This window comes from Rhodoblastus sp. (assembly GCF_019449565.1).
Taxonomy (GTDB): Bacteria; Pseudomonadota; Alphaproteobacteria; order Rhizobiales; family Beijerinckiaceae; genus Rhodoblastus.
In genome coordinates this window covers 312,626-324,380 of record NZ_JAGRPM010000038.1, presented here as the reverse complement: position 1 = coordinate 324,380, position 11,755 = coordinate 312,626, and the positions used below count along the sequence as shown (strand labels likewise).

Annotated in this window: 12 protein-coding genes; 11 read left to right on the top strand and 1 reads right to left on the bottom strand. The window is 64.2% G+C overall.

Features of this window, described 5'->3' with window-relative positions; all coding sequences use genetic code 11:
* Positions 1–87 precede the first annotated feature (87 nt).
* The 8 genes from QZ409_RS10130 (at position 88) to QZ409_RS10095 (ending at position 6,786) form a co-directional block, all read left to right on the top strand.
* Positions 88–930 carry a glycosyltransferase family 2 protein gene (locus QZ409_RS10130; RefSeq protein WP_342394834.1) on the top strand — a complete coding sequence of 281 codons (843 nt, stop codon included), beginning with the start codon at positions 88–90 and terminating at the stop codon, positions 928–930.
* A 221-nt stretch (positions 931–1,151) separates the two neighbouring features.
* Positions 1,152–2,090, top strand: a complete 939-nt coding sequence (locus QZ409_RS10125; RefSeq protein WP_296710210.1) for a glycosyltransferase family 2 protein — start codon at positions 1,152–1,154, stop codon at positions 2,088–2,090.
* Between the two features lie 96 nt (positions 2,091–2,186).
* Positions 2,187–2,819, top strand: coding sequence for an outer membrane beta-barrel protein (locus QZ409_RS10120; protein ID WP_296710207.1), 633 nt, complete (start codon positions 2,187–2,189; stop codon positions 2,817–2,819).
* A gap of 53 nt (positions 2,820–2,872) precedes the next feature.
* Positions 2,873–3,886 carry a methylmalonyl Co-A mutase-associated GTPase MeaB gene (gene meaB, locus QZ409_RS10115; RefSeq protein WP_296710204.1) on the top strand — a complete coding sequence of 338 codons (1,014 nt, stop codon included), beginning with the start codon at positions 2,873–2,875 and terminating at the stop codon, positions 3,884–3,886.
* Positions 3,883–4,476: a hypothetical protein gene (locus QZ409_RS10110; RefSeq protein WP_296710201.1), complete on the top strand. Its 594-nt coding sequence runs from the start codon at positions 3,883–3,885 to the stop codon at positions 4,474–4,476. The genes meaB and QZ409_RS10110 overlap by 4 nt, the downstream gene beginning before the upstream one ends.
* A 48-nt stretch (positions 4,477–4,524) precedes the next feature.
* Entirely contained in the window at positions 4,525–5,208 is a 684-nt protein-coding gene (locus QZ409_RS10105) for a TerC family protein (protein WP_296710199.1), read from the top strand.
* A 14-nt stretch (positions 5,209–5,222) separates the two neighbouring features.
* Positions 5,223–5,726: a copper chaperone PCu(A)C gene (locus QZ409_RS10100; protein WP_296710197.1), complete on the top strand. Its 504-nt coding sequence runs from the start codon at positions 5,223–5,225 to the stop codon at positions 5,724–5,726.
* A gap of 7 nt (positions 5,727–5,733) precedes the next feature.
* A complete protein-coding gene (locus tag QZ409_RS10095) occupies positions 5,734–6,786 on the top strand; it encodes a glycosyltransferase 61 family protein (RefSeq protein ID WP_296710195.1) in 1,053 nt (350 codons plus the stop codon).
* A 6-nt stretch (positions 6,787–6,792) separates the two neighbouring features.
* Here the strand turns inward: QZ409_RS10095 and QZ409_RS10090 are convergent, their stop codons facing one another.
* Entirely contained in the window at positions 6,793–7,641 is an 849-nt protein-coding gene (locus QZ409_RS10090) for a ChbG/HpnK family deacetylase (RefSeq protein WP_296710192.1), read from the bottom strand.
* Positions 7,642–7,767: 126 nt separating this feature from the next.
* On the opposite strand from QZ409_RS10090, the gene QZ409_RS10085 reads away from it, so the two are divergent.
* From QZ409_RS10085 to QZ409_RS10075, 3 genes are all read left to right on the top strand, one after another.
* Positions 7,768–8,751, top strand: coding sequence for a glycosyltransferase family 2 protein (locus QZ409_RS10085; protein WP_296710189.1), 984 nt, complete (start codon positions 7,768–7,770; stop codon positions 8,749–8,751).
* 39 nt (positions 8,752–8,790) lie between these two features.
* The gene (gene murJ, locus QZ409_RS10080) at positions 8,791–10,347 is read left to right on the top strand and encodes a murein biosynthesis integral membrane protein MurJ (RefSeq protein WP_296710186.1); all 1,557 of its coding nucleotides are present in this window, start codon (positions 8,791–8,793) and stop codon (positions 10,345–10,347) included.
* A 70-nt stretch (positions 10,348–10,417) separates the two neighbouring features.
* Positions 10,418–11,755 (top strand): MFS transporter, encoded by a 1,338-nt coding sequence (locus QZ409_RS10075; RefSeq protein WP_296710183.1) that lies wholly within the window; start codon positions 10,418–10,420, stop codon positions 11,753–11,755.

The window sequence follows — 11,755 nt, the reverse complement described above, 5'->3', positions numbered from 1 at the left end:
GGAGCGGCGACGATCTGGACCTGTCAGCAAAATGGAATGAGCCATGAGCAACTCTTAAGCGCGCTCGTATGAGCGCTCGTAAGAGCGATCTCTCCGCCAAATCCGATCTCAACGGAAGGCGGCCGCCACCGAAGGGATACCTATCATCTCGCGATCGGGTTCGATCAGATCGTCGTCTACTCGCACGATGCCGAAGATAGGCAAAATGAATTGCTGGAGGCGATCGCGAGTCATGACGAGCGGGTGCGCTGGGTCGAATGGTGCTCCGTTCCCGATGTATCTCCACAGGTTTCCGCATATAACGACCTGCTGCGCCAGTGCGCGACGCCTTGGATCACATTTGTTGATATCGATGAATTTGTTGTTCCGCTCGAAGACCAGAGCATTCATGCCTGGCTTGCGACTGTGCCGGCGGATGTCTCGACGGTTCATGTCAACTGGCGCGGTTTTGGCTCCAGCGGCGTCGTCTCGCCGGATTATGATTTGGTCACGCGCACATTCGAGAGGGCGGCGGTGCTGAATTGGAGCAACCATTGCCATTTTAAGTCATTTGCCCGTGTCGCCGCAGCGCAAGAAGCAAGTGTGCACAATATTACCGTCCACAGGGGGAGAAGAACGCTTTCCGACTTCCAAGATTTTGAAACTTACATCGATGGGCTGTCGAGCAGGGTCGTCTACGACAGGATCCAGATCAACCACTACCAATGCAAGACATTCCCCGAGTTCCAGGAGAGAATGCGGAGAGGATCGGCGGTCCGTCCGGTGGGCAACCAACACCGAAGCAAGGACGGCAGCTTGGAGCGTTTCATGGAACTTGACAGAAATGATCAACTCGATCGCTCGATCCGTCGCTTTGACGCGGCCGTTGACGAGTGTCTGAAGCGCATTAAGGACATTGTCGCACAGGTCACACCGAAGGCTGGCGTCTAGCCCGCCGCTTTGGCTCCGAAAGGCATTGCTCCATCCTGCGGCCAAATTTGTAATTGGCGGTGTAGTGCGGGGCAGGGCCGTAATGGCTTATTTTGAGCTAAAAACTTGAAGACAAAGCGGTTTTATAGAGTATAGGCTCTCTTATTTCGAGTATTTGGAGGCCATTATTGAAGTAAGGGCTTTGCGGCGGCTATCCTAAGTCGAAATAGGATATAGATATCATGCGTTATCCATATCCGAAGGCAATGCGACCCATCGACCTGTTTCCTGCCGAGATCGCTGGTCGGTCGCTGGCGCCACTGGCGGGTCGCCATGGCGTGACTCTTGGCGCGATCGCCAAGAACGAAGGCCGCTATCTGCCCGAATGGATCGCCTATCATCTGGCAATTGGCTTCGACCGCATCGTCGTATATTCGAACGATCCCGAAGACAATCAAAACGAGGTGCTGGAAGCAATTGCGAAGCACGACCGCCGTGTCCAGTGGATCGACTGGCCATCTCTTCCCGGAAATTCCGCGCAGAATTCGGCCTATCGCGACCTGTTGCGCTGGTGCCGGACGCCGTGGGTAGGGTTCGTCGATCTCGACGAATTTGTCGTTCCGCTGGAGGATGCGGGGATCCATGAATGGCTCGCAACCATTCCGGAGGACGTCTCGACGGTGCGGGTCAACTGGCGCGGTTTTGGATCGGGCGGCGTTTCGTCGCCTGATTATGATCTGGTCACGCGCACATTTGAACTGGCCGCGCCCAGGCAATGGGGAAACAACCATCATTTCAAGTGTTTTGGCCGCACGGCTCTGGCCCGTGACGCGACCGCCCATAATATTGTCGCCGCGAGCGGACGAAGTGCGCTTTCGGATTTCGAGCCGTTCGAAATGATCAATTTCGGCATCTCTGATCGCGTCGCGCATCATCGGATTCAGATCAACCATTACCAGTGCAAGACCTTCCCCGAGTTCCAGGCCAGGATGCGCAACGGATCGGTGGCGGTGCCCATCGGCCATCCGGGCCACGTTCTGGACGGCAGCCGGGAGCGCTTTGAGAAACTGGATCTGAACGCCGATCTGGATCGCTCGATCCGCCGCTTCGACGCTGTGGTTGATGAGTCTTTGAAGCGAATCCGAGGTTTCATCGCTGAAGTCGCGCCGCCGCCCCGCTAGTCGGCAAGGAAGCGATAAGCGAAAAGGCCTTGGAGCGCCGCCTTTTTGCCGCCAGACTTGGCTGCGATGAGAGTCGCGTTTTCCTTAGAGGCCGCCATGATCCGCGCCTTCCCCTTCGCCTGCCTGCTGTGTCTCGCCGTCGCCGCGCCGGCGCGGTCCGACGGGCTGCCTTTTTTCGTCGGCGGCCCCTCGCCCTATGACGCCCCACCGCAGCTTGCTCCCTGGGACGAGGCGCAGCCCTCCGGTCGCTGGAGCGGCTTGACGGTGGGGACCGAGGTTTTTGCCGCAGCGGGCGCCGGGCGGGGCGGGCGCGGCGGTTTCGGCGGCGCTACCTATGTCGGCTATGGCAAGGAGTTCGCCAATAACATCGTGGTCAGCGCGCAGGGCTCGGTCGGCTATCTGCCGGGCCTCTCCGAATATGGTCCGCGCGGCTATGATTTCGGAATGGCTGAGGTCAAGCTCGGCTACGATATGGGCCGGCTGATGCCCTATGTCACGCTCGGCGCCGGAATCGCCAGGCCGACCAGCACGCTGAACGGCGCGCCCAAAGGCTTCGACGCGCTCAACGACATGTTCGTCGGCTCGCAGCCCGCCACCACCATCACGACGGTTGGCGCGGGCGTCGATTACGCCATCACGGATCGCCTGACAGTGGGCGTGCAGGTCAATGCCGTCCAGCAACGCGGCGGCTGGGGCGCGCCTCTCGTTCCGCAGCCCGGAATGCCCTGATCCCGGTTCAATCGGAGCCTTCCGTCCCGGGCGCGGCGCGCTTATAAGACAGCATGACCGCCCCGCATCCGCATCATCATCCGCACCCGCGCGCCCACGATGTGCCCTCGCTCGCCGAGCGCCTGCGCGCGGGCGACCGGGCCGCGCTGGCCCGCGCCATCACTCTGGTGGAAAGCCGCAAGTCCGAACATCAGCAACAGGCGCGCGAACTGGTTCAGCTTGTTCTGCCGCACACCGGCCGCGCCATGCGCGTCGGCATTACCGGCGTGCCGGGCGTCGGCAAATCCACCACCATTGACACTCTGGGCGCCAATCTCGTCGCGGCCGGCCAGAAGGTCGCGGTGCTGGCGGTCGATCCGTCTTCCGCGCGCACGGGCGGCTCGATCCTTGGCGACAAGACGCGCATGGCGCGGCTCGCCGTCGAGCGCAACGCCTTCATCCGCCCTTCGCCCTCCTCGGGCACGCTCGGCGGCGTCGCCGCGAAAACCCGCGAGACCATGCTGCTGTGCGAGGCGGCGGGTTTCGACGTCATTCTCGTCGAGACGGTCGGCGTCGGCCAATCCGAGACCACAGTCGCGGAAATGACCGATTTCTTCCTCGTGCTGATGCTGCCGGGCGCCGGCGATGAATTGCAGGGCATCAAGAAGGGCGTGCTCGAAATCGCCGACATGATCGCGGTCAACAAGTCCGAAGGCGAGAACCGCGCCCGCGCCGTGCGAGCGGCGGGGGAATATCGCGCCGCCCTGCATATCATGATGCCGGCCTCGCAAAACTGGTCTCCGCCGGTCGTGCTCGTCTCGGGGCTCGACAATATCGGCCTCGACGAGATGTGGGCGCAGGTGGTCGAGCATCGCCGCCGGTTCGAGGCCACGGGCGAATTCGCCGCCAAGCGACGCAATCAGCAGGTCAAATGGATGTGGACGATGCTGGAGGAGTTGCTGTTCTCGCGCCTGCGCTCCGACGCCCATGTGCGCGCGCTGCTGCCCGATCTGGAGGGGCGCGTCGCGGAGGGATCGCTGTCGCCGACCCTGGCGGTCGAAAAGATCGCGGCGGCTTTGGGCCTGTGAGCTTTTTCAACACCGGGAAATCGCTGCTCGTCGCAGGTTTCGGGGCATTTCCCGGCCAGCGGACCAACCCGGCCGAACTTCTGACCCGGCGGTTGGAGCGGAGCAAGCGCGTTTTCGCTTTGGCGGGAATAGACCTGCATACGGCCGTGCTGCCGGTCGATCGTTTCGCGCTGTCGCCGACGCTCTCCAGGCTGTTCGCGGAGACGAGCCCGGACGCGGTGCTGCTGCTCGGCGTGGCGGCCCGGCGCAAGCGGCTGACGATCGAGACTCTGGCCCGCAACCGCGCCTCGATCCTGAAGCCCGACGCGGCGAAGCAGCGCCCTTTTTGCCGTTTCATCGTCCATGGCGGCCCGGACGTCCTGCGTGGCGTGGACGCCGCGCCTCGCCTCGTCGCGCTGGCGCGGCGCAACGGCCTGCCCGCCGCGCTGTCCCATGACGCGGGCGATTACCTTTGCAATGAAAGCTTCTATCTCTCGCTGCTGATGGACCGCCGGGCCTGTTTCATCCATGTGCCGAATTGGCGCGGCGCGCGGCTGGAAAGCGCGACCCGCGTCATTCTGTCGATGGCGAAAGATTTCGCCTTGGCCTAATCTCCGCCGCCACAGCCGCCGGGAATGATTTGGGTAGCCAGGAAAGATATGGATTTTTCGCAAACCATCGCCAGCCTGATCGAAATTCTCTGGCTCGATCTCATCCTGTCCAGCGAGAACGCCGTCGCGCTCGCCGTGGCGACCCGCGCCTTGCCACAGGAGCAGAAGCGGCTGGGAATCAATCTCGGGACGGTCCTGTTCATTCTGTTGCGCATTGCGCTGGCTTACGCGCTGATGGCTTGCGCGCATCTGCCCGGCTTCGGACTCGCGGGCGCGGTCTTGCTGTTTTGGGCGGCGCTGGCGACGGCGATACGCGGCGAGACGAACAAGGCGCCCGAGATCAAGCCGCATCGGGGCCTCGGCGCGGCCATGGCCGCCGCGCTGGCCTTCGACGCGCCGGGGGCCCTCATCAACATGACGGCGGTTCAGGGCGCGGCGCAGGGCGTCAAGCCGCTGGTCCTGTTCGGCCTGGCCTTGTCCATCCCACTGCTGGCGCTGGGCTCGGCGCAATTCATCAACGCGCTGCGCAAGCCGCCGCTGCTGTGGGCGAGCGCGGGCCTGCTCGGCTGGGTCGCGGGGCGGATGGCGGCTGCCGATACAGCCGTGCTCGCCAGCGCGATGCCGCCGGAAATCATGGGCGATTTCGCACCGCCGCTCGGCGCGTTGCTCGCCATTCTGCTGGCTTATGGCTATTCGCGCGGGCGCAAGATCAAACGCATCGCGGAAGAATAAAGGGGGAGGACAACATGCGCGCCTTCAAGGCAATTTTGCGCGGCGTCGCGCTGGGGACGGGGCTTTTGCTGGCCGGGGCGGGGCTTTTGGCGGACAAGGCTTCGGCTGCCGATATCGAGATCCAGGCGCCCTGGAGCCGCGCGACGGCCAAGGGCTCCCGGGTCGGCGTGGGTTATCTGGCCATCGTCAACAAGGGAGCGGCGCCGGATCGGCTGGTTTCGGTGACGGCGGATGTCGCCGAAAAGGTCGAACTGCATGAAACAGGCATGGACAATGGCGTCATGACCATGCGCGGCCTGCCCGACGGCGTCGAGATCAAGCCTGGCGAAACCGTAACCCTCAAGCCCGGCGGCCTCCATTTCATGCTGATGGGCCTGAAACAGCCCTTGGCTCAGGGGCGCGAGGTCCGTCTTACGCTCAATTTCGCCAAGGCGGGGGCCATCGCCGCGACTCTTCCGGTCGGCGCCCTCGGCGCGACGGGACCGGAGCCGGCCGGCGACGCGCCTATGGGTTATTGAGCGCCTGATGCCGGCGCCGGAGCCCGACGCATACCACTGGCGCTTTTTCAATTTCGGCGATGGACGTCTGGCGCTGACATCGCCGCGCCGGCGTCCCGCTTCTGTGCGTCCGGCGGCGGAAATCGCCCGAAGCTTTCATTCGCTTCCGCCGGACTCGGGCGCGGGCGGGCTGGCCGTTTTTGAAGAAGTCTGTTCGCTCGGGGCGGGCGCCCTGATGTCCTTGGGGGGCGCCCTCGTTGCGGAAAGCCTCGCCGGGATGGAGCCGGGGGCTGGTTGCGGGCCGCTCCGCCGCGAGAAAGACGGAGCATGGAGCGCGCGAGTCTGGCCGCTGACCCGGATGCGGCGCCTTTCGGGCGATTTCATTTATCTGCGACAGAGCGGCGACGGCGATTACGGCCATTGGCTGCTCGACGTGCTGCCCCGCGTCGCCATCGCGGCGCAATTTTGCGACCTGTCGCAATTTAGCATCGTCCTGTCCGGCCAGCCGCAAGCGATGGAGCAAATCCTGCGCGACAGTCTGGCCCTGTTCGGCGTCGCGCCGGGTCGGATCGTCGCACTGGGCGAAGCGCCTGTCTTCCTGCAGCGCGCGGTCTATCCCCTGCCGCGTGAGCGCGGCGCGCTTGTTTCGCCGCAGGCGCTCGAGGTGCTGGAATCGCTGCCGGCGCGGCTCGCAGGCGCCCCCGATGCGCCGAAGCGCGTCTATGTCGCGGGCGAGGCGGAGGGGCCGGCCAATGAGGCGGCGTTGATGGAGCTGTTGCAGCCGCTGGGCTTCGTCGCCGTCGATCCTTCCGGCATGACCTTCGCGGAACAGATCCGCGCCTTTTCGCGCGCGGAAATCATCGTCGGCGCCAGCGGCTCCGGGCTGGCCAATATGGCGGTCGCGCCGCGCGGCGTGCAGGCGATCGTGTTGACCCGGCCCGGAACGGAGGGCGACCATTTCCGCGCGCTCGTCGAAGCCAAGCAGAGCCATCTTGTCGCCCTTCGCGGCGTCGGCGCAAAAGCAGGCTTTTCCGTCGATCTTGCTGCGCTTCGAGCCTGTCTCGACGAATTGCCGGCCTGAAGGCGCTCACATCGCGGAAAGCGGCGCCAGCCTTGCGCCGGCCGCATCGAGAATTTCCATGAAGCGGTCCGATAGCAGGAAAGCCAGCTCCGCCTCGCGCGAATCGGTGACGGGATCGAGCCGGGCCAATTCCGCGTCCACATGGCCGGGATGGCACATGATGAGGGGTTTGGCGCCCGGCGCGCGCAAAAAGCTCGCAAAATCGGTGGCGTAATCGCCTTGGGCGTCGAAATCGGAAAAGCCCGAAAAGCCGTCGTTGAGCGCAAAGCCCGCCGCGCGCGCCTTGGCGCGGAAGCCGCGCGCTAGCGCCGCCACCGTCAGGGCTTTGCCCCAATGTTTTCCGCGCGCAAATATCCGCCGGGGACGGTCGGCGCTGTCGCGCAGCCAGACCTTTCCGGCAAGGCCACGCGCGGAAAGTTCGGCGATGAGATCGTCGGCGATTCCCGGCAAAACCTGCACATGCTGGTGTCCGTCGACATAATCTGGCGGGGCGCCATACGCGTTCTCGAATGCGTCGAGCTGGCGGCGCAATTCGTCCCGGATTTCCCCGCGCGGCAAGGCTGAGCGCCAGGCGGCGGGCACGATGGAGTTCATCGCGGGAAAGGCGTCATTGGGCGCGAAACTCGGCATTTTTCCCAGTGGACCGCCAAGCGTCAGGTTGAAATGCAGGCCGAGATCGGCCCGGGGCGCGAGAGCGCGGAAGGATTTCGCGGCGTCCGGCCAGTTGGCTTGCGTCGTCATGGCCGAGGTCGCGGTGAGCCGTCCGGCCGCCAGAGCCTCGAGAATCCCCGCTGTGACGGCGGGAGACAGAGCAAAGTCGTCGGCGCAGAGCGCGAAGCAGGTGGAAGTCGACATGGCCGCTCCGAGTCAGACGCAAATTCGCCCCTTTCTTGCGCATTTTTGCGCTGCGGCCTAGATATTCCTGCGACCATGCCGCACCCGACGCGCGTGTGCTTGGCGACGAAAAGGACCGAACGCGAGATGTCTGACCCAATGAGCGTCGCGCCGCCGGAGCTGTCGGTGGTCGTGCCGGTGTTCAACGAGAGCGGGAACCTGCATCAGTTGGCCGCGCGGCTCGTCCCGGCGCTGGCCTGCGTCGAGAGTTTCGAGGTGATTTTCGTCGACGATGGCTCAAGCGACGACACGGTGGAGGTGCTGCGCGCGCTCAATCTACAGGATCCGCGCCTGCGCGCGCTCTCGTTCTCGCGCAATTTCGGCAAGGAAATCGCCATCGCGGCGGGGGTCGATTCCGTGCGGGGCCGGGCCGCCGTGATCATGGACGCCGATTTGCAGCATCCGCCCGAGGCCATCGCCCAGTTTGTCGCCAAATGGCGCGAGGGCTATCAGAATATTTACGGCGTCCGGCTCAGCCGCGAGACGGATTCGGCGGCGCGGCGCTGGCTCACGGAGCAATTCTACCATCTCTTCGGCGTCTGTGGCGAAATCGAGTTGCCCAAGGGCGCTGGCGATTTCCGCCTGCTCGACCGCGTCGCGCTCGATGCGCTGAAAAACCTGCGCGAGCGGGCTCGCTTCTCCAAGGGCCTCTATGCCTGGATCGGCTTCAAATCCATCGGCGTGCCCTTCGAGGTCGCGGAGCGTCATTCCGGCGTTTCGAAGTTTTCCTATCGCAAGCTGACGCGCTTCGCCTTTGACGGCATCGTGTCTTTCACCACAGTGCCGCTCAAGGTCTGGACCTATGTCGGGATGGCCATCGCCGCCTTCGCATTGCTCAATGCGGTCTATTACGTGCTGGAAACCCTGATCTGGGGCGTGTCCGCGCCCGGCTTCGCCTCGTTGATCGTGTCGATCATGTTCTTCGCCGGCGTGCAGCTGATTTCGCTCGGCGTGCTGGGCGAATATATCGGGCGCGTCTTCGCCGAGGTGAAAGGGCGCCCGCTTTATATCGTCGCCGAAAAAATCGGCGCCGCCGCTCAGAACGAGACCTCGCCGGCCAAGGGCGAATAAGCGTAAAAAGATCGTCCCACCCGGAATTGACGGCGGTTCATGTATAAAAACTTCCTCTCGGTCAGCGGTTTCACGCTGCTCTCCCGGGTTACCGGATTCCTGCGCGACGTGATGCTCAGCGGCCTCGTCGGCGCTGGCCTGCTCGGCGACGCGCTGGCGGTGGCGCTGCGGCTGCCCAATCATTTCCGCGCCATTTTCGGCGAGGGGGCGTTCAACGCCGCCTATGTGCCGACCTACCTGCGCGTCTATGAGAAAACCGACATCTGGTCGGCGCGCCATTTCGCCAATCAGATCTTCACTTTGCTGCTCATTTCGCAGATCGTGATTCTGGCGCTGGGCTGGATCTTCATGCCCGGCTTCATCCGCCTGATGGCGCCGGGCTTCGCCGCCGATCCCGCGAAATTCGACCTCGCCGTCAGCCTGACCCGCATCACCTTTCCCTATCTGTTTTGCGTGACGCTGGTCACCATGCATTCGGCGACGCTGAACGCCCATGGCAAATTCGCCGTAGCGGCCTTCGCGCCGGTGCTGCTGAACGTGGTCACCATGGCTTTTCTGACGGTGGCCTTCCTGTTTCCCAACGCGGCCTATGCGGCGGCGGCGGGCGTGACGGCCTCAGGCATCGCCCAGCTCGCCCTGCTGATGGTCGCCGCGCGCCGTCTGAACCTGATGGAAAAAATCGCGCGGCCGGGTTGGGGCGAGGATGTGCGCGCCTTCTTCCGCCGGTTCGGCCCCGCCGTGATCGGCTCGTCCGGCGTGCAGATCGCTATGTTCGCCGATACAATTATCGGCTCGCTGTTGCAGACCGGCGGCATGTCGTCGCTTTATTACGCCGAGCGGCTCTATCAATTGCCCATCGGCCTCGTCGGCGTCGCGGCGGGAACCGTGCTGTTGCCCGAAATGAGCCGCTGTTTCGCGCGCGAGGACTGGGAAGGCGCCTTCACCGCGCAGAACCGCACTTTGGCCATGACCATCGTGCTGACCGCGCCTTTCGTCGTCGCCTTCATGGTTATCCCCGACGTCATCGTGCGCGCGCTGTTCGAGCATGGCGCCTTCAAGGCGGGCGATTCCCTCGCCACGGCGGCGGTCTTGCGCGCCTATGGCTCCGGCCTGCTGGCCATGATCGCCATCAACGCCCTGCGCTCTGGCTTCCAGGCCATGGGCGACACCAAGACGCCCATGTATGTCGCCCTGGGCGCGCTGGTCATCAATCTCCTGCTCAAGATTCTTCTCTACAAGCCTCTTGGCGCGGTCGGCATCGCGCTGGCGACCTCGGCCAACGCCTGGATCAATCTCGGCCTGCTGATGTATATCGGCCTGCGCCGCTATCTGTTCCAGCCGGACGACACGCTGAAGGGCGTGGCGCTGTCAGCGGCGACGGCGACAGTTATTCTCGCCAATATCGCGCTCTGGCTTCAGGCGCCCTTCGCAGCGCTCGGCGCCAGCATGGGCATTTTCGGCAGCTTGATCGCGCTGGCCTGTTTCGGGCTGGTGGGGCTGGTCGTCTATGGCGGCGCCATGTTCGGCGGCTGCCGGGCGCTCGGCGTCACCGCCGCGCAAATGGGGCTTTCGCGGCTGGTGCGGAAGAAGGGTTAGGCTGCGTCGCGGGAACCATGCTTTGGCGTCGCCGTTTCCGCTGGGCGCGGCAAGCGAAGGCGGGTCAGGCATGCGGAACAGGGCGGCTCTGGATTGGTCCAATTTCCTGCTTGCCGATGTGCAGGGCGGCGTCGGGCCCTTTCTCGCGATCTACCTCTGGTCCGGCAGAGAGTGGGACGCGACGCATGTCGGCCTCGTCATGACGATCGGCGGAATCGCCACGGTCGCGGCGCGGAGTCCCGCCGGCGCCTATGTCGATTCGACTCTGTGCAAGCGCGGCCTGGTCGTCTCCGCCGCGGTCGTCGTCGCAATGGGCGTCGGCGTGCTGGCCCTCTTTCCGTCCTTTTGGCCGGTTGCGGGCGCTCAGACGATCGTCGGAATTTGCGATGCGGCGTTCCCGCCGGCCATCGCCGCGATCAGCCTTGGCAGCGTCGGGAGGCAGGCTTTCACACGCCGGATAGGCCGCAACGAAGCATTCAGCCACGCCGGAAATGTCGTCGCCGCCGTCCTCGCGGGCCTCGCCGGCTATTGGATCGCTCCCGTTGCTGTGCTTTGGCTGGCGGTCTTTTTCGCGCTGTTGAGCGCCGGCGCGGCTCTGTCGATCGATTCCGGCGCCATTGACTATTCTCTCGCGCGCGGTCTGGACGAATCGTCCGATGCCGACCACGGCAGCGCGCGGCCCCGCGCCTTGAGCGTGATTTTCGAATCGCGGCCGCTGCTGGTCTTCACGGCTGCGATCACCCTGTTCCATTTCGCCAATGCCGCCATGCTGCCGCTCGTCGGCGAGCGGCTGAGCCAGGGTCATAAAGAGGCCGGTTCTTTGTTTATCGGGGCGTGCATCGTCGTCGCCCAGGCCGTCATGGTCCCGATGGCCGCGCTTGTCGGCGCCAAGGCCGACGACTGGGGCCGGAAACCGCTTTTCCTGCTCGGTTTCGCCGTCCTGCCACTTCGGGGCGTCCTCTATACCTTGTGGGACGATCCGTCCTATCTTCTATCGATCCAATTGCTCGACGGCGTTGGCGCCGGAATTTTTGGCGCTTTGTTCTTCATCGTCATCGCCGATTTGACCAAGGGATCGGGTCACTACAACCTTGTCCTCGGGGCCGCCGCGACGGCCTGGGGCGCGGGCGCGGCGCTCAGCAACGCCGTCGCCGGCGTCATCGTCGATCGCGCCGGATTCAATGCGGCCTTTCTCTTTCTCTCCGGCGTCGCCACGCTCGCATTGTTGCTGTTCTGGTTCGCCATGCCGGAAACCGGCCGAAAGGGAGAGCCCATAAAAGGCGGCGTTCCGGCTTTTCCGGCGCGGGACGCACCATGGCGGCGCTGGTTTCGCTTCATGGAACCACCGTCGCCGCCATCGTCATTGTTGGCCCGACCTATTTCGTCGTCGCGATCGGCAAGGTGCTGA

What these genes read in the sequence shown, in the direction of transcription:
- QZ409_RS10085 (WP_296710189.1), top strand. Translation starts at nt 7,768, where the DNA reads ATGTCTGACCCAATGAGCGTCGCGCCGCCGGAGCTGTCGGTGGTCGTG.
- QZ409_RS10095 (WP_296710195.1), top strand. Translation starts at nt 5,734, where the DNA reads ATGCCGGCGCCGGAGCCCGACGCATACCACTGGCGCTTTTTCAATTTC.
- murJ (WP_296710186.1), top strand. Translation starts at nt 8,791, where the DNA reads ATGTATAAAAACTTCCTCTCGGTCAGCGGTTTCACGCTGCTCTCCCGG.
- QZ409_RS10125 (WP_296710210.1), top strand. Translation starts at nt 1,152, where the DNA reads ATGCGTTATCCATATCCGAAGGCAATGCGACCCATCGACCTGTTTCCT.
- QZ409_RS10090 (WP_296710192.1), bottom strand. Translation starts at nt 7,641, where the DNA reads ATGTCGACTTCCACCTGCTTCGCGCTCTGCGCCGACGACTTTGCTCTG.
- QZ409_RS10105 (WP_296710199.1), top strand. Translation starts at nt 4,525, where the DNA reads ATGGATTTTTCGCAAACCATCGCCAGCCTGATCGAAATTCTCTGGCTC.
- meaB (WP_296710204.1), top strand. Translation starts at nt 2,873, where the DNA reads ATGACCGCCCCGCATCCGCATCATCATCCGCACCCGCGCGCCCACGAT.
- QZ409_RS10120 (WP_296710207.1), top strand. Translation starts at nt 2,187, where the DNA reads ATGATCCGCGCCTTCCCCTTCGCCTGCCTGCTGTGTCTCGCCGTCGCC.
- QZ409_RS10075 (WP_296710183.1), top strand. Translation starts at nt 10,418, where the DNA reads ATGCGGAACAGGGCGGCTCTGGATTGGTCCAATTTCCTGCTTGCCGAT.
- QZ409_RS10100 (WP_296710197.1), top strand. Translation starts at nt 5,223, where the DNA reads ATGCGCGCCTTCAAGGCAATTTTGCGCGGCGTCGCGCTGGGGACGGGG.